The organism is Pararhodobacter sp. (genome assembly GCF_036802785.1).
Taxonomy (GTDB): domain Bacteria; phylum Pseudomonadota; class Alphaproteobacteria; order Rhodobacterales; family Rhodobacteraceae; genus Pararhodobacter.
On the sequence record NZ_DAIRVN010000033.1, the window covers coordinates 15,124 to 36,526 of the forward strand.

General features: G+C 64.4%; 24 protein-coding genes. 13 read left to right on the top strand and 11 right to left on the bottom strand.

Annotated elements, in window-relative coordinates; translation table 11 throughout:
• Window positions 1–2 precede the first annotated feature (2 nt).
• Window positions 3–596 carry a ribosome maturation factor RimP gene (rimP, locus tag V7Q53_RS12430; RefSeq protein WP_333828878.1) on the bottom strand — a complete coding sequence of 198 codons (594 nt, stop codon included), beginning with the start codon at window positions 594–596 and terminating at the stop codon, window positions 3–5.
• A 197-nt stretch (window positions 597–793) separates the two neighbouring features.
• Here rimP and V7Q53_RS12435 point away from each other — a divergent pair, with 197 nt between their 5' ends.
• The gene (locus V7Q53_RS12435) at window positions 794–1,678 is read left to right on the top strand and encodes an esterase-like activity of phytase family protein (protein WP_333828879.1); all 885 of its coding nucleotides are present in this window, start codon (window positions 794–796) and stop codon (window positions 1,676–1,678) included.
• An 18-nt stretch (window positions 1,679–1,696) separates the two neighbouring features.
• Here the strand turns inward: V7Q53_RS12435 and pip are convergent, their stop codons facing one another.
• Window positions 1,697–2,671: a prolyl aminopeptidase gene (gene pip, locus V7Q53_RS12440; RefSeq protein WP_333828880.1), complete on the bottom strand. Its 975-nt coding sequence runs from the start codon at window positions 2,669–2,671 to the stop codon at window positions 1,697–1,699.
• Window positions 2,672–2,745: 74 nt separating this feature from the next.
• On the opposite strand from pip, the gene ubiG reads away from it, so the two are divergent.
• Entirely contained in the window at window positions 2,746–3,522 is a 777-nt protein-coding gene (gene ubiG, locus V7Q53_RS12445) for a bifunctional 2-polyprenyl-6-hydroxyphenol methylase/3-demethylubiquinol 3-O-methyltransferase UbiG (protein ID WP_333828881.1), read from the top strand.
• 228 nt (window positions 3,523–3,750) lie between these two features.
• On the opposite strand, the gene V7Q53_RS12450 is transcribed toward ubiG, so the two are convergent.
• The 4 genes from V7Q53_RS12450 to V7Q53_RS12465 all read right to left on the bottom strand — a co-directional run bounded on the left by V7Q53_RS12450 (window position 3,751) and on the right by V7Q53_RS12465 (window position 6,157).
• Window positions 3,751–4,143: a MarR family winged helix-turn-helix transcriptional regulator gene (locus tag V7Q53_RS12450; protein ID WP_333828914.1), complete on the bottom strand. Its 393-nt coding sequence runs from the start codon at window positions 4,141–4,143 to the stop codon at window positions 3,751–3,753.
• Between the two features lie 44 nt (window positions 4,144–4,187).
• On the bottom strand, window positions 4,188–5,039 hold the full coding sequence (locus V7Q53_RS12455; protein WP_333828882.1) for a carbon-nitrogen hydrolase family protein: 852 nt from the start codon (window positions 5,037–5,039) through the stop codon (window positions 4,188–4,190).
• 5 nt (window positions 5,040–5,044) lie between these two features.
• Entirely contained in the window at window positions 5,045–5,305 is a 261-nt protein-coding gene (gene grxC / locus V7Q53_RS12460) for a glutaredoxin 3 (protein WP_333828883.1), read from the bottom strand.
• Between the two features lie 75 nt (window positions 5,306–5,380).
• Complete coding sequence (locus V7Q53_RS12465) at window positions 5,381–6,157, bottom strand: ComF family protein (RefSeq protein WP_333828884.1); 777 nt, start codon at window positions 6,155–6,157, stop codon at window positions 5,381–5,383.
• Window positions 6,158–6,208: 51 nt separating this feature from the next.
• Between V7Q53_RS12465 and V7Q53_RS12470 the strand changes: the two genes are divergently transcribed.
• Window positions 6,209–7,045, top strand: coding sequence for a methyltransferase domain-containing protein (locus V7Q53_RS12470; RefSeq protein WP_333828885.1), 837 nt, complete (start codon window positions 6,209–6,211; stop codon window positions 7,043–7,045).
• Between the two features lie 58 nt (window positions 7,046–7,103).
• On the top strand, window positions 7,104–8,207 hold the full coding sequence (hemH, locus tag V7Q53_RS12475; protein ID WP_333828915.1) for a ferrochelatase: 1,104 nt from the start codon (window positions 7,104–7,106) through the stop codon (window positions 8,205–8,207).
• A gap of 87 nt (window positions 8,208–8,294) precedes the next feature.
• Here the strand turns inward: hemH and V7Q53_RS12480 are convergent, their stop codons facing one another.
• Both V7Q53_RS12480 and V7Q53_RS12485 read right to left on the bottom strand, forming a co-directional pair.
• Window positions 8,295–8,474, bottom strand: coding sequence for a hypothetical protein (locus V7Q53_RS12480; RefSeq protein ID WP_333828886.1), 180 nt, complete (start codon window positions 8,472–8,474; stop codon window positions 8,295–8,297).
• A 151-nt stretch (window positions 8,475–8,625) separates the two neighbouring features.
• The gene (locus tag V7Q53_RS12485) at window positions 8,626–9,240 is read right to left on the bottom strand and encodes a L,D-transpeptidase (protein WP_333828887.1); all 615 of its coding nucleotides are present in this window, start codon (window positions 9,238–9,240) and stop codon (window positions 8,626–8,628) included.
• 152 nt (window positions 9,241–9,392) lie between these two features.
• On the opposite strand from V7Q53_RS12485, the gene V7Q53_RS12490 reads away from it, so the two are divergent.
• On the top strand, window positions 9,393–9,935 hold the full coding sequence (locus tag V7Q53_RS12490) for a CAP domain-containing protein (protein WP_333828888.1): 543 nt from the start codon (window positions 9,393–9,395) through the stop codon (window positions 9,933–9,935).
• 42 nt (window positions 9,936–9,977) lie between these two features.
• On the opposite strand, the gene V7Q53_RS12495 is transcribed toward V7Q53_RS12490, so the two are convergent.
• Entirely contained in the window at window positions 9,978–10,478 is a 501-nt protein-coding gene (locus V7Q53_RS12495) for a L,D-transpeptidase family protein (RefSeq protein WP_333828890.1), read from the bottom strand.
• A gap of 40 nt (window positions 10,479–10,518) precedes the next feature.
• A complete protein-coding gene (locus tag V7Q53_RS12500; RefSeq protein WP_333828891.1) occupies window positions 10,519–10,968 on the bottom strand; it encodes an NUDIX hydrolase in 450 nt (149 codons plus the stop codon).
• 106 nt (window positions 10,969–11,074) lie between these two features.
• Here V7Q53_RS12500 and hslO point away from each other — a divergent pair, with 106 nt between their 5' ends.
• The 8 genes from hslO (at window position 11,075) to V7Q53_RS12540 (ending at window position 19,993) form a co-directional block, all read left to right on the top strand.
• On the top strand, window positions 11,075–12,064 hold the full coding sequence (hslO, locus tag V7Q53_RS12505) for an Hsp33 family molecular chaperone HslO (protein WP_333828892.1): 990 nt from the start codon (window positions 11,075–11,077) through the stop codon (window positions 12,062–12,064).
• Window positions 12,048–12,653, top strand: coding sequence for an NUDIX hydrolase (locus V7Q53_RS12510; protein WP_333828894.1), 606 nt, complete (start codon window positions 12,048–12,050; stop codon window positions 12,651–12,653). The genes hslO and V7Q53_RS12510 overlap by 17 nt, the downstream gene beginning before the upstream one ends.
• Window positions 12,650–13,804, top strand: a complete 1,155-nt coding sequence (locus tag V7Q53_RS12515; protein ID WP_333828895.1) for a CCA tRNA nucleotidyltransferase — start codon at window positions 12,650–12,652, stop codon at window positions 13,802–13,804. Before V7Q53_RS12510 ends, V7Q53_RS12515 begins: the two co-directional genes overlap by 4 nt.
• 63 nt (window positions 13,805–13,867) lie before the next feature.
• Window positions 13,868–15,712 carry an ABC transporter ATP-binding protein gene (locus V7Q53_RS12520; protein WP_333828896.1) on the top strand — a complete coding sequence of 615 codons (1,845 nt, stop codon included), beginning with the start codon at window positions 13,868–13,870 and terminating at the stop codon, window positions 15,710–15,712.
• Entirely contained in the window at window positions 15,709–17,541 is a 1,833-nt protein-coding gene (locus V7Q53_RS12525; RefSeq protein WP_333828897.1) for an ABC transporter ATP-binding protein, read from the top strand. Before V7Q53_RS12520 ends, V7Q53_RS12525 begins: the two co-directional genes overlap by 4 nt.
• On the top strand, window positions 17,541–17,963 hold the full coding sequence (locus tag V7Q53_RS12530) for a VOC family protein (protein ID WP_333828916.1): 423 nt from the start codon (window positions 17,541–17,543) through the stop codon (window positions 17,961–17,963). The genes V7Q53_RS12525 and V7Q53_RS12530 overlap by 1 nt, the downstream gene beginning before the upstream one ends.
• A complete protein-coding gene (locus tag V7Q53_RS12535) occupies window positions 17,960–19,180 on the top strand; it encodes a class I SAM-dependent RNA methyltransferase (RefSeq protein ID WP_333828898.1) in 1,221 nt (406 codons plus the stop codon). Before V7Q53_RS12530 ends, V7Q53_RS12535 begins: the two co-directional genes overlap by 4 nt.
• Window positions 19,181–19,201: 21 nt before the next feature.
• On the top strand, window positions 19,202–19,993 hold the full coding sequence (locus tag V7Q53_RS12540; RefSeq protein ID WP_333828899.1) for an ion transporter: 792 nt from the start codon (window positions 19,202–19,204) through the stop codon (window positions 19,991–19,993).
• Window positions 19,994–20,019: 26 nt separating this feature from the next.
• Here the strand turns inward: V7Q53_RS12540 and V7Q53_RS12545 are convergent, their stop codons facing one another.
• Entirely contained in the window at window positions 20,020–21,306 is a 1,287-nt protein-coding gene (locus tag V7Q53_RS12545; protein WP_333828900.1) for a PP2C family protein-serine/threonine phosphatase, read from the bottom strand.
• Window positions 21,307–21,403 lie beyond the last annotated feature (97 nt).

The following is a 21,403-nucleotide window of genomic DNA, read 5'->3' on the forward strand; positions in this document are numbered from 1 at the left end:
TGTCACTCCTCCTCGGAAGCGGTGTCGGTTTCAATCTCGTCGAAATCGGCTTCGTTGATGACGCCCGCGTTCTTGCGCGCGCGCAGGGTCTCGGCGATCAGTTCATCCGTCAGCACCAGCTTGGCGTCCGACAGCCACTCGAATTCCAGCCCGATGGTGCCCTCTTCAATCTCGATCAGCACCTCATTGCCCTCAACCCCGGCCAGCACACCCTTGAAGCGGCGGCGCCCGTCGATCAGTTCCGAGGTTTCCAGCTTGGCCTCATAACCCGCCCAGACCTCGAAATCCTTCAGCCGGGTCAGGGGCCGGTCAATCCCGGGGCTGGACACTTCCAGCAGATAGGGGTCTTCCAGCGGGTCTTCGACATCCAGTGCGGCCGAAACCACGGTCGAGATTTCGGCGCAATCATCCACCTCGATCCCGCCTTCGGGCCGGTCAGCCATGATCTGCAGAATACGGGTCTTGCCTGACATCAGCCGCAGCCGAACCAGTTCAAACCCCAGACCCTCAATCACGGGCTGGACGATTTCCGCCAGCCTCCGGTCAATAGCGGCATGGGCGACAAGATCGCCGACAGGGCTGCCAGTCTCGCTCATTGCAGACCTCCAGAACAAAAAAACGGGCCAAGCGGCCCGTGTGTGCGTACCGGTGGAGCTTCAGGTTTGGACCCCGAAACGCCGCTTTCATGGGCCATATAGGCCCGCCCGCCCGCAAATGCAAGCGCAATGGCGCAGACGCCTTCCCTTTCCACGCCCCGGCCCCTAGTTACCGACTGAACCGCGAAAGAACCCTGATGCATCCGACCCGCCGCCAGTTCCTTGCCCTTTCCACCGTTGCCCTTTTTCCGCTGGCAGGCTCGGCCCAGGCGCCGCTGAACGCCGATACGGTGCCGATCTATGTCTGGCGTGGCTCCGGGCACAGTTTCGGGGGCTTTTCGGCGATTCATCTTTTCCCCAACGGGCTTGATTTCATCGCGCTGAGCGACCGCGCCTTTGTCTATACCGGCCAGCTCGCGCGCGATGCGCATGAGCGCATTACCGGCGTCACAACCCGCAGCATCCACCAGTTGCGCGACCCTGAGGGCAATCCGCTTTCCGGCCCTCCCGGCGACAGCGAGGGCATCGCCCTGGGCGCTGACGGCACCCTGTATGTCGCGTTCGAGGGCGGGCGCCGCACACGCGTCGCGGCCTATGAAACGCCTGATTCCCCGGCCCGCATCCTCCCCCGCCACCGGGATTTCCGCCACATGCCCGGCAATGGCGGGCTTGAGGCGCTGGCAATCGATGCGCAGGGCCGCCTCTATACCCTGCCCGAGGAATCGCCGACCACAAGCTTCCCGCTTTTCCGCTTTGAAAATGACCGCTGGACCATTATCGGCCATGTTCCCGCGCGCAACGGTTTCGCCCCGGTCGGCGCCGACTTCGGCCCCGATGGAAACCTCTACCTGCTTGAACGCCGCTTCCGCGTCCCCAGCTTCGCCACGCGAATCAGCCGTCTGCGGCCGGGGCGCTGGGATCAGCCTGAAACCTTGTTTGAAACCGCGGCGGGCACGCTGGATAACCACGAAGGCATCTCGATTACCCGCACCAGAGCGGGGCGGCTGCGCGCCACCATCATCTCTGATGACAACCGCTTCTTCCTGCAACGCACCGAAATCGTGGAAGTGCTGCTGGACTGAAGCGCCCGTTCCCGGGCCTCAGGCCATTTCCGCGCGCAGACGGTTCATCGTGCGCACCAGTTCTGCCGCTATGCCCGGCTCAGACAGCGCATGACCGGCCATCGGCACCATGCGCAGCTCGCTGCCCGGCCAACGGCGGTGCAGCGCCCAGGCGGTTTCAGGCGGGCAGATCATGTCATAGCGGCCCTGAACGATAGTGCCGCGCACCCCTTCCATCCGGTCCATTCCGGCCAGCAACGCGCCATCTTCCCCCAGAAAACAGCCGTTGGTGAAATAATGGTTCTCAAGCCGGGCAAAGGCGCGCGCATAATCAACGGGGGCGTCGTGGCCGGGGCGGGTTTCCACCGTGGCCAGCGCATTCTCCCACTCAGCCCAAGCCCGCGCAAAACGCGATTCCTGCGCGAAAACCCCGCCGAACAGACGCGCGTGATAGGCGGCGATCAGGTCATGACGCTCTTTCACCGGAACCGGCTCAATAAATCGCGCCCAGAGATCAGGAAAGAACCGCCCCGCACCCCCGCCATAAAACCAGTCAAGCTCCCGCTGGGTGCCCAGAAAGACGCCGCGCAGCACCAGCCATGCCGCGCGCGCCGGGTGCGCCTGCGCATAGGCCAGCGCCAGCGTCGCACCCCAGCTTCCGCCAAAGACGATCCAGCGCTCCACCCCCAGCGTGGTGCGGATGCGCTCGATATCGGCAATCAGATGCGGTGTCGTATTCGCCTCGACCGAGGCATGCGGGCGCGAGCGGCCGCAACCCCGCTGATCGAACAGCACCACACGGTAAACCGAAGGGTCAAAAAAGCGCCGCATCACCGGGCTGGCACCGCCCCCCGGCCCCCCATGCAGCACGATGACCGCAACGCCGTCAGGGCGCCCGCATTGCTCGACATAGACCTGATGGCCGTCCCCGACATCAAGCATGCGCCGATCGAAAGGCTCGATCGCCGGATAAAGAACCGCAACAGCGCTGTTTTGCTCTGGGGACTTGTCCATATTCCGTTCTATATACCCGTAAAAGGCCGCGTTCCATGGGAACAGAGCAAAAACCATTGATACCGGAGACCGCGATGACCACCACCATCGACCCCGCCGAGATCGCCAAATTCGAAGCCATGGCCACGGAATGGTGGGACCCGCATGGCAAGTTCAAACCGCTGCATATGCTCAACCCCTGCCGGCTGGATTACATCACCAGTCAGATCGCAGCCGAGTTTGACCGCGACCTGACGCAGCCGCAACCCTTCAAAGGGCTGCGGATTCTGGACATCGGCTGCGGCGGCGGGCTTCTGTCAGAGCCGATGGCGCGGCTTGGGGCGCAAGTGGTCGGGGCCGACGCCGCCGAACGCAACATTCCGGTCGCGCAGATCCATGCCGAACAATCGGGGCTCAGCATTGATTACCGCCACACCAGCGCCGAGGATCTGGCAGCGGCGGGCGAGCAGTTCGATGCCGTGCTGAACATGGAGGTGGTCGAGCATGTGTCCGACCCGCTGGCCTTCCTGACCGCCTGCCACCAGCTGCTGAAACCGGGCGGGCTGATGCTTTGCTCCACGCTTAACCGCAATGCGAAGAGCTTCGCCATGGCGATTGTCGGCGCTGAATATATCATGCGCTGGCTGCCGAAGGGCACGCATGAATGGCAGAAATTCATCACGCCGGATGAGCTTTACGCACTGCTGCGCCGCGCCGGGCTGACGCCGGTTGACCGCAAGGGCATGGTCTTCAACCCCATCACCTGGAGCTGGTCGCTGTCAGCGCGCGATCTGTCGGTGAATTACGTCACCGCCAGCACCAGACCCGCCGGAACGGTTCCCATCGCAGAAAGGACGCGCACGCGCCCTTGAGGGGGCACCGCCCTCTCCCCTTTTAGTAAAAAGCGCAGGGGGCGTTGCCCCCTCTGCCCCGGCCTGCGTCCGGGGCATTCACCCCCAGCGTATTTCCGGCAAGATGAAAGGGCGCGGCGCACCCCGTTTCACCTGTTCGGAAATATCCTCGGGGGGTGAATTGGCTGCAGGCCAAGAGGGGGTGGAAAGCCCCCTTACCCGCCCGGGGCAGAGGGCGGCAGGCTGGTGTCAGTCGTCTTTTTCCAGCTCCGAGCGCAGCTCACGCAGCACCGGCAGCACCGCGCGCACCCGCTCCAGCCCCAGCGATTCCACCAGATCGGCGATGACCGGCGCGATGGACTGCAACGCCGCGTTGCGTGCCGAGCGGCCCGCCGGGCTGATCGCCACGAACTTGCGCCGCGCATCGTCCCAGTCCGGCCGGATATGCACATGCCCGGCCCATTCCAGCTTGGTCAGCGTGTTCGTCATCGCGCCGCGCGTGACATGAAACGCCTTGGCCAGCTGCGCCGGTGTCCGTTCTTCCTGCATCCGCGCCAGATGGTTGAGCACGCTGAAATGGGACAGCTCCATGCCCTTGGGCAGCACCTTTGACAGCCGCGCCCGCGCCAGTTGCTCGACCATGAACAGCTCTGCGAAAAGGGCGACGGCGAGGTCGTCGGCGGCCTTCACTGTGCGCCCCCGCCGCCCTCAGGCCCGGTATAGGGCCTGTCGTGCGACAGCGCGGGCACCCGGGTGCGGGCGCGGGCCACCTCAGCCATATCGAGATCGACGAAGAAAATGCCCGGCGCCGTCCCGCCATCCACCAGCACCTCACCCCAGGGGGCGACTGCCATGGAATGCCCCCAGGTTGCGCGGGGCTTGCCCTGTGCGTTGGGGTGGTTCCCGGTCTGCGCCGGGGCCAGCACATAGCAGCCGGTCTCGATGGCCCGGGCGCGCAGGAGCACCTCCCAATGTGCAGCACCCGTCACCGTGCTGAAGGCAGCAGGCACGGTCAGAACCTGCGCCCCGGCCTGCGCCAGCGCGCGGTAGAGATGGGGGAAGCGGATGTCATAACAGACGCTCATCCCCAGCGTGGCAAAGGGTGTCTGCGCCACCACCGCGCGGTCGCCGGGCCGGATACCCGCCGATTCGCGGTAGATCTCGGTTTCCGAGACCTGCACATCGAACATATGGATCTTGTCATAGCGCGCCACCACCGCGCCTGCCGGGTCAATCAGCAGAGAGCGATTGGCGAAGCGGCCGTCAGTATCATGGGTCTTGAGCACCAGTGAGCCCGCCAACAGCCAGATCCCGGCGCGCGCGGCCTCCTCGCGCAGCATCGCCAGCATCGGGTCGTCTTCCTCAAAGCTGAGCACCCGCTGCTGGTGCTCCCGGCTGGAGGAGACGCAATTCGTCACCTCAGGCGTCAGCACAAAGCCCGCGCCGCCCGCAACCGCCTGACGCACGGCATCGCGCACAAGGCCAAGGTTGGTCTGCGGATCATCGCTGACCGAAAGCTGCACCAGCGCCGCGCGCATCGCCCTCAGGCCCCGGCCAGAAGCGGGTCCAGCCCGCCACGGTTATCAAGCGCGAACAGCTCATCGCAGCCACCGACATGGGTGTCGCCGATGAATATCTGCGGCACGGTGTACCCGCCGGCGGCGCGGTTGATCATCTCTGCCCGACGCTCAGGATGGGCGCGGATGTCGATTTCGGTGAAATCGACCCCCTTCCCGCGCAGCAGGCGCTTGGCAGCATGGCAATAGCCACAGGTGGGCGAGGTGTAGATCTCAACGCTTTGCATATCTGCTTCCCATCTCAACGCATCAGACCGATGTAATGCGGAACCGGGCCACTGTGAACCGCCCGGAGGGAAAAATCACGCCTGCTCGTTGCGGCCCACCCGCGCCAGGGCAACGACATCCACGGCATCTGCCCCCTGGGAAAAGCAGGCCTCGGCCGCGGCGGCGAGGGTCGCGCCTGAGGTCATCACGTCATCGACCAGCAGCACATGCCGCCCCGCCAGTAGCCCCGCACGCCGCGGATGCACACTGATCGCCCGGGAGAGATTGGCAAAGCGCCCCTCACGGGTGCGGCCGTCCTGCGTGCCGGTATGGCGGTTGCGGATCAGCAGATCGGGGCAATGGTCCAGCCCGGCGGTGCGGGCAAGCGCGGCAGAAAGAAGCGCCGACTGGTTGTAGCGGCGCCGGAAAAGGCGCCACCAGTGCAGCGGCACCGGGGCGACCAGCGTGTCGGCGCGGATCAGGGGGGCGGCGGCGCGGGCCAGCCAGCGCCCTGCGGGCAGGGCCGTGTCGTGGCGGTCATAGTACTTGATGCCCAGCACGATCTGGCGCGCCTTGTCGCCATACAGCAGCGCCGCGCGCCCCCTGCCCCATGGCCGTGCGATCCGGTGGCAATCATCGCAGAGAACCACCTCACCCTCATCCTGACCGGGCAGCGGAATGCCGCATTTGTCGCAGACCAGCCCGGCGATAAAGGGCGTCTCGCCCCAGCAGGAGGGGCACAGAGTGCCCTCTTCGCCCACAGCGGCATCGCAGGTCAGGCATTGCGGCGGATAGACCAGCCTGAGCGCACGCACCGCCGTGGTGCCCGCACGCTCAACCACCCCTGCCAACCGCCCCTTCTGCCCCTGCATGCGACCTTGCTTTCCCTTGACAACGCCCGCCCCGCGGCCAATCAGGGGCACATGACCCCGGCCTTGACCGACCGCACCGCCCTGACGCGTTTTCGTGCCCGCGCCCGCCGCGCCCCGGCACTGTTTCTGCACGAGGACGTGGCCGGTGAGATTGAGGAAAGACTCAAAGAGGTTAACAGAACCTTTACGGCACCGGCTGTCGTGACCCCTTTTCCCGAAGTCTGGCGCAATATCCTGCCCGGTGCGCGAATCGTCGCCGATGATGAGACCCTTGCGCTGGAGCCCGGCGCGCATGATCTGGTGATCCACGCGCTGGCCCTGCACTGGGCCAATGACCCGGTGGGCCAGATCATCCAGTCACGCCGCGCATTGCAACCGGACGGGCTGTTCATCGCCGCACTGTTCGGCGGGCAAAGCCTGCATGAGCTGCGCGCGGTGCTCGCGCAGGCGGAAAGCGACCTGCGCGGCACGCTTTCGCCCCGGGTTCTGCCGATGGGCGAAATCCGCGATCTGGGGGCGCTGTTGCAGCGCGCCGGGCTGGCGCTGCCGGTGGCCGACAGCTTCAGCCGCCGTGTTCTGTACCGGGATCTCCGCCATCTGGTGAGCGATCTGCGCGCGATGGGCGAAAGCAACGCGCTGGCCCAGCGCCAGCGGGCGCCGATACCGCGCGCCGTGCTGGCCCGGGCTGAAGCGCTCTATCGTGACATCTTTGCCGATGCGCAGGGCCGCCTGCCTGCCACCGTGGAAACCCTGTTTCTGACCGGCTGGGCACCTGCGGATACCCAGCAACAACCCCTCAGGCCCGGATCGGCCACCGCGCGGCTGGCTGATGCCCTGGGCGCGAAAGAAACCCCGCTTGGCCCCGATATCGGCGCCTCAGGCGATTGACCCCATGCCCCGGCCCGCTATCTGACGGCCACACCAGAAAAAGGACGCGATGCAAGCCATGCGTGACAGCCACCCAGCCAGCCAGCCCGGCCAGTGCCCGGTTCACAAGGACAAGCCCGGCGAGGGCCGCCTGCAGCATGCCCCCGCTGACCACCCGCCCGTCGCCAAAGCAAAGATCGGCATTCTGTTGTCCAACCTCGGCACCCCCGATGGCACCGACTACTGGTCAATCCGCCGCTATCTGAGCGAGTTTCTGTCGGACAAGCGGGTAATCGACTACCCGTGGTGGAAGTGGCAGCCGATTCTGCAGCTGATCATCCTGACCAAGCGCCCGTTTTCCAAGGGTAAGGATTATGACCTGATCTGGAACAAGGAAAAGAACGAGAGCCCGCTGATGACCATTACCCGCGACCAGACCGTGAAGGTCGCGCAACGGATGCAGGAGGCCATGGGCGATGGCGTGATGGTTGATTTCTGCATGCGCTACGGCAACCCTTCGACCGAATCGAAGGTGCGTGAGATGGTGGCGGCGGGCTGTGAGAAGATCCTTTTCTTCCCGCTGTACCCGCATTACGCCGGTGCCACCTCTGCCACCGCGAATGACCAATTTTTCCGCGCTTTGATGAAGGAAAAATGGCAACCCGCGGTGCGCACCGTGCCCGCCTATTTCGACCAGCCCGCTTATATCGACGCGCTGGCCGGTTCGGTGGAGCGCGCATGGGCGGCAATGCCGGTCAAGCCGGATGTGCTGGTGACCTCATACCACGGGATGCCGCGCCGCTATTTGTTGGAGGGTGACCCCTACCATTGCCAGTGCCAGAAAACCACGCGCCTGCTGCGGGAGCGGCTGGGTTGGGACAAGGACAAGATCCACACCACCTTCCAATCGGTCTTTGGCAATGAAGTGTGGTTGCAGCCCTATACGGTGGAGCATGTCGCGGAATTGGCGAAAAAGGGCGTGAAGCGCATCGCCGTGGTGGCGCCCGCTTTCTCGGCCGATTGCATTGAAACGCTGGAAGAGATTCAGGGCGAAATCCGCGAGGCATTCGAGCATGCGGGCGGTGAGGAATTCACCTATATCCCCTGCCTGAATGACGAAGAGGCCCATATCGACGCGCTCTGCGCCGTGATTGACCAGAACCTGCGGGGCTGGGTGGCCTGAGCGGCCCCGGAATAGAAACGAAAAATAGAAAAAGGGACGAAGGTTAACCCTTCGTCCCTTTCTGATCTCGCCCGTGAGGGCGAAAAATCAGGATGCGACCGCAGCAGCCACAACGAGCAGCAGCAGGAGCGGGATCAGCACACCACCAACCGACGAAGACGAGTGAGCGACGATCACTTCCGGTTCCACGATCGGTTCAACGTACGAACCGGCCATAGCGGCAGTGCCGACGACCACGAGCAGGGCGGCGAGAGCAAGTTTCTTCATGTTAACCTCCAGTAATCGCGCATGATCGTTTTGTTTGTTGAGGACGATATGCGCACCCAAGACGATACCTCGTATTCTGTCTGAAACCACCTTGCGGACAGAAAAGCAACGGGTCAAGTGTTGGAAATAGCCTTGTTCCGGCGCCGTGTCGTCAAATTAGCAACACTTGCGTGCCGACGCGCGCATAGCCGAACAGCTCGGCGATATGTTCGTTGTAAAGACCGATGCAACCATTCGACGAACGCCGCCCGATCTTGCGCGTGTCATGCGTTCCGTGGACACGGTAATAGGTCCAGGAAAGATACAGCGCATGGGTGCCAAGCGGGTTATCGGGGCCCGGCGGCACGAATTCCGGCCACTCAGGATTGCGCTGGCGCATGGCCGGTGTGGGGCGCCATGACGGCCCGTCAACCTTCTGAATAACCTGGGTGGTGCCCCGCCGCGTCAGATCCTCGCTCAGCGGCACCGATGACGGATAAAGCCGGTAGATGCTTTCATCGGCAGACCAGAAATGCACGCAGCGGCTGTCGATGTCGCACAGGATGGCGCCGTTGTTGAGATTCGAGAAGAAATCGCGCCAGTGCAGCGTGCGGAAGCTGGACAGATTGCGCCGTGTGCTTTCGCGCACGGTGGTTTCTATCTCGGTGCTGTCTTCCATGGCCGTGGTCTGCGCCAGAACCGCAGGCGCGGCAAGCATGCCCCCGGTCGCGGCTGTCGAAATCAGAAAATTGCGGCGGCTAAGCCCTTTGCGAGGATCGGAGGTCATTTGCCCATACCTTATGATACGCAAAATCAGTCTTCCCTATATGTCATAATTGCCGCGCTCGCAACGGAACCCTTCAGCCTCACAACGAGTTGCATTTGAACTTTCGTGCAGTAGCCGGTATGGCAAAACATCAATGTTTCATCGGGATCGCCATGACCAAGCCACTGTTTTATGCCTTCGCCGCTCTTGCCATGCTTTCCGCCTGTGCAGAACCCGCCGCACAGCGCATGGGCCCGGACGGGCGGCCCGTCCCCGCTGTGTACCGCATTACGGGCAGCGATGTGGCGCAAATTCAGGTGCGTATGCGTGATTCGATCAACACCGTGCGCGGCCAGCAGGGCCTGTCGCCGGTCGAACTGAACGCCCAGCTTACCAGTGCGGCGGCCACGCATGCGCGCGATATGTCCGTTCAAAGCCGGCCCTGGCATTTCGGTTCAGACGGCTCTTCGCCGATCGACCGGGTGCAGCGGGTTGGCTATCAGGGGCAGTTCCTGGGTGAGCTGATCTCGGAAACCTTTGAAACCGAGCTGGAAACCCTCACCGCATGGCTGGGGCAGCGCGAAACCCGCTCCGTTCTGATGGAGCCGCGGATGCGTGAGATCGGTTTTGCGTGGCATCAGGAATCCAATGGCAAGCTGTGGTGGACACTGACCACCGGCGCACCGGCTGAGATGGCCGGTATGCCCGGGCGCTGAACGGCGCCCGCCGGTTCAGCAAACCCGGCCCATCAGGCCATTTCAGGGATAAATCGAGATCGGGGTGCCGTCGCGCACCATCGAATAGATTACCTCGATCTCGCGATCCCGCACGGCAATGCAACCGTCTGTCCAGTCTCCGCGCGGGCGGCCCACGTTCGGCCCGCGCCCGTGGATGAAGATGTCACCACCCGGGCGCCAGCCGTTTTCCACGGCGCGGGTGACATCGGCCTCGTTCGGGTATGAGATACCCAGCGACAGATGGAAGCGCGAGCGCGGGTTGCGGCGGTCGATGATATACTCGCCCTCAGGTGTGCGGCGGTCGCCCTCATACATCTTGTGGCCGTAAGGGTTGCCACCAAGCTGCACCTCATAGCTGCGCAGAACCATATCGTAATGCATCAGCTCCATCACGCGGGCGCTTTTGTGAACGCGGATCTGCGTTACCTGCGGGCCATCGTAATGCAGAAAGCGTGGCCCGCTGCTGCAAGCCAGCAGAACGGTGCCCAGAAGGACGAAAAGTGCGGCGCGAATCAGTGTCATTAGCTGCTCGTTTTTCCTCAATCTGCCCGAATTCGCGCCTTCATACCAGAAATTCCCGCAGCGCAGACCGGATCATCGCCGCATCGCCCGGGTTTCCAACCAGTTGCGCGGCGCGTGACGGGGTAAGCCAATGCGCGCTGTGCCCGGCCTCGGAAGGAGGGGCAAGGCGGCGCACCGGAAAGGCCAGATAGATGATGCACAGCTTTTCCGCCCAGAGGTCATATTCGGGCATAAAGGTGAAACGCCGGAACGCCCCCAGCCGCCGCTGCGGGGCAATGCGCCAGCCGGTTTCCTCAAACACTTCGCGGTGAAGGGCGCGCAGCGGGCTTTCGCCCGGGTCAATTCCGCCGCCCGGAAGCTGGAATTCATCCTGCGGCGCGCTTTGATGGGTGACAAGCAACCGGGCATCGCGCAGCAGGATGGCATAGGCGCCCGGTCTGCGGCGATAGCTGCGCCCCTGCTCCCGCGGGTCGCCGTAGCGTGGTGTCATCGCGCATTCTCCGTTCTGAGGGGCGAATCGGCATTGCCCCTTGGCCCCGGTGGATTGCTTCCTATATGCAAGGACCAAAGCCAAGCCCCTGACGTGAAGGTTACCCATGACCCTCGGTGCGCAAATCGCCTGGGACGATACCGTCCTGCCCTTTCAGCTTGATCGCAGCGACATCCGCGGCCGCGTGGCCCGGCTGGACAGCGCGCTGGATTCGGTTCTGGCCCAGCATGACTACCCGCCTGTGATCGAATCACTGGTGGCCGAAGCCGTATTGCTGACCGCCATGATCGGCCAGACCATGAAACTGCGCTGGCGGCTGTCGCTGCAGATCCGTGGCAACGGCGCGGCGCGGCTGATCGCGACCGACTATTTCGCACCCGGCGAAAATGGCGAGCCTGCACGCATCCGCGCCTATGCCAGCTATGACAAAGAGCGGATTGACCTGAACGCGCCGCCCTTCAGCCAGATCGGCGAAGGTTATTTCGCGGTGATCATCGACCAGGGCCGCGATATGGTGCCGTATCAGGGCCTGACCCCCATCGCCGGAAACTCGCTTTCCGCCTGCGCCGAGACCTATTTCGCGCAGTCAGAGCAGTTGCCGACCCGCTTCTCGGTGGCCTTCGCGGCCACGCAGAACGGCGGGCACAGGCTGCGGCGGGGCGGCGGGGTGATGTTGCAGCACCTGCCCAAGGCCTCGCCCCATGTCGCGGGCGATGCGACGGGTGATGCCGGGCTGCTGGCCCCCGCCGACATGCTTGAAGGCGATGAGGCGGACAACTGGAACCGCGTCAACCTGCTGCTCGACACCGTCGAAGACACCGAGCTTCTGGGCCCCTCGGTGCAACCGACCGACCTGCTGCTGCGCCTCTTCCATGAGGAAGACCCCCGCGTTTTCGATGCGCAGCCGGTTTCCTTTGGCTGCACCTGTTCTGAGGAAAAAGTGCGCAATTCCCTGTCGATCTATTCGGCCAAGGACATTGCCACCATGACAACCGACGACGGCAAGGTCACGGCGGACTGCCAGTTCTGCAGCGCGCATTATGAACTTGACCCCGCCACTGTCGGCTTCGAGGCCACGCATGAGCCCCGTCCCTGACTATCTCCAACGCGCCGCCCGGACGCTGGCAAAGCCTGCGTCCGGGTCCAGCGATTTTGACCTGAACCCGGAATTCCGCCATCCGCCCAACACCCTGCTGCGCCCCGCCGCCGTGCTGGTCGGGCTGGCCGAGCGCGAGCATGGCCTGTCGGTGCTGCTGACCAAACGCTCCTCCGGCCTGCGCCATCACCCCGGCCAGATTGCCTTTCCCGGCGGCAAGATCGACCCGGGCGACATTGACGCCACCGCGGCCGCCCTGCGCGAAGCCCATGAAGAGGTGGGACTGGATGCATCGCTGGTGCAGACACTGGGCCTTTTACCGCCGCATGAAACCGTGACGGGCTACACCGTCATCCCCGTTCTGGGCCATATCAGAGACGCTTTTGTCCCCGTCGCCCAACCCAGTGAGGTGGAAGAAGCGTTCTTTGTGCCGCTTGCCCATCTCGCCGATCCGTCGAACTACCGGGTGGAGCGGCGGCTCTGGCTGGGGCAGTGGCGCGCCTATTACACCGTGCCCTGGGGCCCCTATTACATCTGGGGCGCCACCGCGCGGATGCTGAGGGTGCTGGCCGAAAGGCTGGAGCCATGAAGGTTTCCGGCGACTGGCTGCGCAGCGCGGCAACCCAGTCGGTTCTCGCCATGCTTTCAGACGCCGGATACCACGCGCTTTGTGTCGGTGGCTGCGTGCGCAACGCGCTGCTGGCCGCGCCGGTCGCGGATGTCGATATCGCGACCGATGCCTTGCCGGAAACAGTGACTAACCTTGCTGAAAAGGCCGGTTTTCGCGCTGTTCCCACGGGTATCGAGCACGGCACCGTCACCATCGTGGCCGAAGGGACCGGGTTTGAGGTCACCACCTTTCGCCATGATGTCGAAACCTTTGGCCGCCACGCCCGCGTCGCCTTCAGCGCCGATCTGGCGCAGGATGCCGCGCGGCGTGATTTCACCATGAACGCGCTCTATGCGCAGGCCGATGGCACCGTGATAGACCCGATCGGCGGGCTGGAAGATATCGCCGCGCGCCGGGTGCGGTTTGTCGGCACGCCCGAAGACCGCATTCAGGAAGACTACCTGCGCATCCTGCGCTTCTTTCGTTTTCACGCCCAGTATGGCGACCCCGATCAGGGGCTGGACGCGGATGCGCTGGCCGCCTGCGCCCTGCATTCCGCCATGTTAGAGACGCTTTCGCGCGAACGCATCGGTGCGGAGATGCGCAAACTGCTGGCAGCGAAAGACCCTGCGCCTGCGGTGGCGGCGATGCAGGCTTGCGGTGTGCTGGGCCATATCCTGCCCGGCGCTGACGGGCGCGCGCTGCCGGTTCTGGTGCATCTGGAAGCGGGTGCGGCGGGCGGCTGGTTGCGGCGGCTGGCGGTGCTTGGGGGTGAAGAGGTGCCCGACGGCCTGCGCCTTTCGCGCAATGAATTACGCGATTTCAGCCATATCAGAGACGGTTTGAGCAGCCTCGCCACACCCGCCGAACTGGGCTACCGGCTGAAGGAGGTGCTGGCGACAGATATCGTTCTGGCCCGCGCGGCGCTGATGGGCATGCCACCGCCTGACGCGTGGCAAGACGCCATCGCCACCGGCGCCCATGCCCGCTTTCCCCTGCGCCCCGCTGACCTGATGCCCGCCCTGCAAGGCCCCGCGCTGGGTTCAGCCCTTAAGCGGGCCGAGGCGCATTGGATCGCCAGCGGCTTCACGGCGGACCGGGAAACGCTCAAAGACCTGTGCGCAGGCTAGGCGCGCTCTTTCCTTTCTCCGGTATGCGGCCTATTTTCCCGGCACATATCGAAAGCCCTTCCCGTGTTGAAATACTTTGAAAACCTGGTGGACCCCTACACCAGCTACACCGAATCCGATCACCCGCCGCAGCGCCTCTGGCCCTTTCTGCGCCAGTATATGGGGCCGTTCCGCAAGGTCTTTGTCGCCGCTGCGGTGATGTCGCTGGTGGTGGCTTTCGTCGAGGTGGGGCTGCTGTGGTATCTGGGCCGCGTCGTTGACCTGCTGGGCGAAACCGGGCCCGCCGCTTTCTGGGCCGCCTATGGCTGGGAGCTGGCGGCGGCGGCGGTGTTCATCCTGCTGATCCGCCCGGTGCTTCAGGCGCTGGACGTGGGGTTGATTAACAACGCCATCCTGCCCAATTTCGGCACGATCATCCGCTGGCGCGCGCACCGGCAGGTGCTGCGCCAGTCTGTCGGTTGGTTCGAGAATGATTTCGCGGGCCGCATCGCCAACCGCATCATGCAGACACCCCCGGCGGCGGGCGAAGCGGTGTTCCAGATCTTTGACGCGCTCAGCTTTTCCATCGCCTATATCCTTGGCGCCGCCATCCTGCTGCTGGGCGCCGACCCAAGGCTGGTGATTCCGCTGCTGATCTGGCTGGCGCTTTACGCAGCCCTTGTGCGCTGGACGATCACCCGCGTTGGCCCCGCATCGCAGGCAGCGGCAGATGCGCGCAGCGCTGTCACAGGCCGGGTGGTTGATGCCTATTCGAACATCCATTCGGTCAAGCTGTTCGCCCATCACGACCGCGAACTGGAATATGCGCGCGAGGCGATTGAGCATTCGCGCCAGACCATCCAGAAGGAAATGCGCATTTTCACCATCATGGATCTGTGCCTCGTTTTCCTCAACGGGCTGTTGATTGTCTCGGTGGTGGGCTGGGCGATCTGGCTCTGGTCGGTCGATGCCGCCAGCCTTGGTGTGGTTGCCGCCGCCTCGGCGCTGGTGCTGCGGCTGAACGCCATGACCGGCTGGGTGATGTGGGCCGTTTCCAGCTTTTTCCGCAGTCTGGGCGTGGTGGCCGAGGGGATGGAAACCATCGCCCAGCCGATCACCCTGGTCGATCCGCCGGATGCAAAACCGCTCAACTTCCGCGAAGGCCGCATTGAGCTGAAGGGCGTGACGCATCACTATGGCCGCGCTTCGGGCGGGTTGCAGGACATCAGCCTGACCATTGCGCCGGGCGAAAAGCTGGGAGTCATCGGCCGTTCAGGCGCGGGAAAATCGACCCTCGTGAAGCTGCTTTTACGGTTTTACGATGTCGAGCGCGGGCAGATCCTGATCGACGGGCAGGATATCAGCGGCGTCAGGCAAGACAGCCTTCGCCAGCAGATCGGCATGGTGCAGCAGGATACCTCGCTCCTCCATCGCTCGGTGCGCGAGAATATCCTTTATGGCCGCCCCGATGCCGGTGAGGCAGCGATGAGTGCCGCCGCCCGGCGCGCCGAGGCGCATGAATTCATTCAGGATCTGTCTGATCCTGAGGGGAACACAGGCTATGGCGCCCGGGTGGGTGAGCGTGGCGTCAAGCTTTCGGGCGGGCAGCGGCAACGGATCGCGCTGGCGCGGGTCATCCTGAAGGACGCCCCGATTCTGGTGCTGGATGAGGCCACTTCGGCGCTCGACAGCGAGGTGGAGGCCGCGATTCAGGAAACCCTTTACGGCGTGATGGAGGGCAAGACGGTGATCGCCATCGCGCACCGGCTGTCCACCATCGCGCGGATGGACCGGATTGTGGTGCTCGATGACGGGCGCATTGTGGAACAGGGCACGCATACTGAGCTGCTGGAACAAGGCGGGCTTTACGCGCGGTTCTGGGCGCGGCAGTCCGGCGGGTTTATCGGCACAGAGGATGACACGGCATGACACTTTCCACTCTCATCCCCGCCTTCCGCCCCGCCGAAGGCCCGCCCCCGGGGCGGCTGGGCGCGTTCTTTCGCTGGGCGCTGACCGGCGCATGGCCGGGCCTGTGGATTGCCACCTTCATCTCGGTGATCGGCGGCGTGGTGGAGGTGATGGCGGCGCTGGTGCTGGGCTGGGTGATTGACGCTGCTGTTTCGTCCGACGGCGTTGGGTTCTTTGCCCAGAACTGGCTGCTGCTGGCGCTTTTCACAGCGTTCTTTCTGGTGGTGCGCCCGCTGGCTTTCGGCCTCAACTCAGCCGCGAATTTTCTGACCATCGCACCCAATGTGGACCCGCTGGTGCTGTCGCGCCTGAACCGCTGGACGATGGGGCAGGATATCGGCTTTTTCGACAATGATTTCGCAGGCCGCATCGCCCAGAAACAGATCCAGACCGCGCGCGCGCTGACCGAGGTTGTCAGCGAAAGCATCAACACCGTGGCCTTTGCCTTGGCCTCGCTGGTGGCATCGGTCGCGCTGGTGGCCACAATCGACTGGCGGCTGGGGCTGGGGCTGCTGCTTTGGGCGGCGTCCTATCTGGGGCTGATCAAGCTGTTCCTGCCGCATATCCGCAAGCGGGCGGGGGCGCGGGCCGGGGCGCGGGCGATGGTGACCGGGCAGGTGGTGGATACGATCACAAATATCCGCACCGTCAAGCTTTTCGCCCATGCCCGCCATGAGGACCGCAACGCGCTCGATGCGATGGCGCGGTTCCGCGAAAAGGTGCTGGCCTTTGGCCGCGTCTCGGCGCTGTTCCGCTTCACGCTGATGCTGCTGGCGGGCGTGCTGCCGGTGATGCTGATCGGCGGCGCGCTGTGGCTCTGGTCATCGGGGCAGGCCACGCCGGGGGCGATTGTTGCCGCTGGCACCGTGGCGATCCGGCTGGCGCAGATGACCGGCTGGGTCAGCTTCACGCTGATGGGTATCTACGCCAATATCGGCGAGGTCGAGGATGGCATGCGCACCCTCACCACACCACACACCCTGTCCGATGCCGAAGACGCCTATGTTCTGCCCGATGTCACCGGCGAGATCACCTTTGACGCCGTCGCCTTTGCCTATGGGCGGCGCACCGGGGGCGTGGACGATATCAACCTGACCATCCGCCCGGGGGAACGCATCGGCATTGTCGGTGCCTCAGGCGCGGGCAAGACCACGCTGGTGGCGCTTTTGCTGCGGCTTTATGATGTCGAGGATGGCGCGGTGCTGATTGACGGGCATGATCTGCGCCGCATCACGCAGGAATCGCTGCGCCGCCAGATCGGCATGGTCACGCAGGATACCGCGATGTTCAACCGCTCCGCCCGCGACAACATCCGCTATGGCCGGCCTGAAGCATCCGTGGCCGAGATCGAGGCCGCTGCCCGCGCCGCCGAAGCGCATGAATTCATTCTTGGCCTCGAAGATCACGCGGGGCGCAAGGGCTATGATGCCCATCTGGGTGAGCGGGGCGTGCGGCTTTCCGGCGGGCAGCGCCAGCGGATCGCGCTGGCCCGCGCCTTCCTGAAAGATGCGCCCATTCTGGTGCTGGACGAAGCCACATCAGCCCTGGACAGTGAGGTTGAGGCCCAGATCCAGGAAGCGCTTGAGCGGATCATGGCGGGCAAGACCGTGCTGGCCATCGCGCACCGCCTGTCAACCATCGCCCGGATGGACCGGATCATCGTGCTGGATGCCGGGCGGATTGTCGAACAGGGCAGCCATGACGAACTGCTGGCGCGTGACGGGCTTTATGCGCGCTACTGGGCGCGGCAGTCCGGCGGGTTTCTGGGCACCGAGGATGCGCCTGCATGATGGATCTGGAAAGCGTCCCTCCTGCCGAATTCGGCCCCAGCCTGCGCGGGCTGGGTGTGAACCTGTTGTGCCGCGATGTGCAGGGGATGGCGCGCTTTCTGGAGGTGGTCTTTGGTCTATCGATCCACCGGGAAAGCGCCGATTTCGCGCTGGCCCGGCATGACGGGGTGCTGATGCAGTTGCATTCGGACGCCACCTTTGGCCACCATCCGCTGCTTGCCCTGCTGCCCGAAACCCCGCCACGCGGCGCCGGGTTGCAGCTTTACCTGTTCGGCATCGACCCTGATCTGGCGGTTTCGCGCGCTGAGGCGGCGGGCGGCGTGGTGCTGGAGCCACCCGCCGACAAGCCGCACGGGCTGCGCGAAGCGACGATCCTGTCACCTGAGGGCTATGCCTTCTCACCCGCGCGCGCCCTGTCATGACCTATGTCATTGAACGGCTGGGCCACCGGGGCGAAGGCGTGGCGGAAGGTGTATTTGTGGCACGCGCGCTGCCCGGCGAGGTGGTCGAGGGTGTGGTGGAAAACGGGCGCATCGCCCAGCCGCGCATCGTCACCCCCTCGGTTGACCGGGTCGCGGCCCCCTGCCGCCATTACAAGGCCTGCGGCGGTTGCGCGCTGCAGCATGCCTCCGATGATTTTGTGGCGGGCTGGAAACAGGCGGTTGTCGGGCAGGCGCTGGCCGCGCAGGGCCTGGCGGCCCCGTTCCGCCCCCTGCATACCTCGCCTGCAAACGCGCGCCGCCGTGCCACGCTTTCCGGGCGGCGGCTGAAATCGGGCGCGCTGGTGGGGTTTCATGCCCGCGCCTCGGACACGCTGACCGCTGTGCCGGACTGCCGCCTGCTGGACCCCGCCCTGCTCGCCACCCTGCCCGCGCTGGAAGCGGTCGCGCTGGCCGGGGCATCGCGCAAGGGGGAACTGGCGCTGACCGTCACCGCGCTGGCTGAGGGCATTGATCTTGCGGTCACCGGCGGCAAGCCGCTGGATACCGCGTTGCGCATGGAATTGCCGCAGATCGCCGCGCGCCACGGGCTTGCCCGGCTGACATGGGACGGTGAGACGCTGTATCAGACCCAGCCGCCGCATCTGACCTTCGGCCGCGCGCGTGTCTCGCCCCCGCCCGGCGCCTTTCTGCAAGCAACCGCTGACGGCGAGGCCGCGCTGGTCACGGCCATGCTGGAAGCCGTTGGCAACGCCCGCACCATCGCTGACCTCTTCGCCGGTTGCGGCACCTTCACCCTGCCCCTCGCTGAGCGCGCCGAGGTTCACGCGGTTGAGGGTGAGGGCACGATGCTGGCGGCGCTTGATGCCGGATGGCGCGGCAAAAGCGGCCTGAAGCGCGTAACGACCGAGGCGCGCGACCTTTTCCGCCGCCCGCTTCTGCCCGATGAGCTGGCGCGGTTTGACGCGCTGGTGATCGACCCGCCGCGCGCCGGCGCCGAGGCGCAGTTCCACGAGATCGCCCGGGCGCAGGTGCCGGTTGTCGGCGCAGTGTCCTGCAACCCCGCCACTTTCGCGCGCGATGCAAAACTTCTCGTTCAGGCGGGCTATCGCCTTGACTGGGTGCAGGTCGTCGATCAATTTCGCTGGTCGCCCCATGTCGAACTTGCAGCCCGCCTCAGCCTGCCCCATATCGGCTGAAACCCCCGCCAGAGGCCTGAAATGACATTGCGCGAAAAGACCGCCGAATTCCTCGAACGCCCGATCGTGCGCAACGGCGTGATTGCCGTGATCCTGTTCAACGCGCTGCTGCTGGGGCTGGAAACCTCTGCCGAGGTGATGGCCGTGGCGGGCCCGGTGATCATCGCGCTGGATATGGCCTGTCTCGCCATCTTCGTGATGGAACTGGCGCTGAAGATGTTTGCCCAGCGCGCGGGTTTCTTCCGCTCCGGCTGGAACGTGTTTGACTTTTTCATCGTCGGCATCTCGCTGATGCCCGGCGCGCAGTCCTTCACCGTGCTTCGGGCGCTTCGTATTCTGCGACTGTTGCGCGTGGTTTCGGTCTCGCCCTCGCTGCGCCGGGTGGTGGAGGGGTTCATCAAGGCCCTGCCGGGGATGGGTTCGGTGTTCCTGCTGATGGGGATGCTGTTTTACATCGGCGCGGTCATGGCGACCAAGCTGTTCGGCAACAGCTTTCCTGACTGGTTCGGCGATCTGGGGAATTCGGCCTATTCGCTGTTCCAGATCATGACGCTGGAAAGCTGGTCGATGGGTATCGTCCGCCCGGTGATGGAGATCTATCCGCAGGCCTGGCTGTTCTTCGTGCCCTTCATCATGGTCACCACCTTTGCGGTGGTCAACCTGCTGGTCGGCCTGATCGTCAATTCGATGCAGGAAGCCCATGCCGAAGAAGCCAATATCCGCACCGACGAATACCGCGATGAGGTGCTGACGCGCCTGCGCACGATCGAAGCGCGGCTGGAGGCCGAAGCCGACGCCAAGGTCAAACCCTGACAGCATCGGGGCGGCAGCGGGGGCACTCACCCGCCCCCCTCCCCCGGCGGGCCGTGGAATTCGAACAGCGCGCAGGAGACATCATCCTGAAAATCCTCCCCCTCTGCCCAGCGCGCCAGTTCCCACATCAGCGCCTCCAGCAAGGCGTTCGCATGCAGGCCCCGGAGGGATTTCAGGATACGCTCCAGCCCGGCATGCCCCAGCTGCTCACCATCCGGGCGCGGGCATTCGGTGACGCCGTCTGACACCAACAGCAACCGCTCCCCCGGCAGCAGACAGGTCTCGAACCCTTCATATTCGGCATCTTCAATCAACCCGACGGGCAGGCCGCCGCTCCCCAGAAAGCTGATGCTGCCGTCGCGGTGCTGCACCACCGGATGCGGGTGCCCCGCCTGAACCATCCGCACCCGCCCGGTGATCAGGTCAAACTCGGCATAGGCCAGGGTCACATAGCGTTCTGTCAGGATCTCGGACATCATGAGCTGGTTCATCGCCCGCGCCACGTCTGCAGGCGCCCGCCCGATCATCCCGTTCGCACCGCGCAGGATGGCGATGTTCTGATCGGTCGAAGCGCCGGAAAGCAGCCCCGCCAGCCGCGCCGTCATCAGCGCCGAAGCCACGCCATGCCCTGAGACATCGAAGGAAAACAGCCCCATCTGGCGGGGGTTGATGGTGAAGCAGCCCACCATATCGCCGCCGATATGCCCGCTGGGTCGCAACAACATGCTGACCCTGCCGGAATCAAAGGCATGCTCCCGCTCGCGCAGAAGCGATTGCTGAAGCCCCCGCGCCTCGATCAGGTCGCGGTCTAGCGAGTCATAGAGCTGGCGCAGTTTGACCAGCGTATCGGTCAACAGCGTGTTGTTCGCCCGCAGCTCCCGCTCCATGGTCAGCACGCGCTCACCGGCCTTGATCCGTGCCCGCAGCTCACCGGAATCGACGGGCTTTGCCAGAAAATCATCCGCCCCCACCTCAAGCCCCTCGGCAACCGCGGCCTTGTCCGAGTTGGAGGTAAGGAGGATGAAATAGGTATACCGCTCACGGCTGGTCCGCCGGAGCGCGCGACAGAATTCAATGCCGTTCATGCCCGGCATCATCCAGTCTGACAGAACCAGATCTACCTCGACCTGCCCGCAGATCGCCAGCGCCTCTTCCCCCGACGCGGCCTGCAGAACATTGAACCCGCCGGAGCGCAGCATGGTTGCAACAAGATGCCGCTGTGCCCGGGAATCATCGACCACAAGGATGGTGCGGACCCCCTGCTTTGGCGGGATCACAGCATGTGGCGAGGTCTGAACGACTGGAACAATCAAGGCACACCTATCAGGGTTTTACCGCTCGTTTGTGCCCGTCAGATGTAAAAAAACGCTGAAGCAGCAATTTTTTCTGCTATAGAAACCAGAGTAGTAG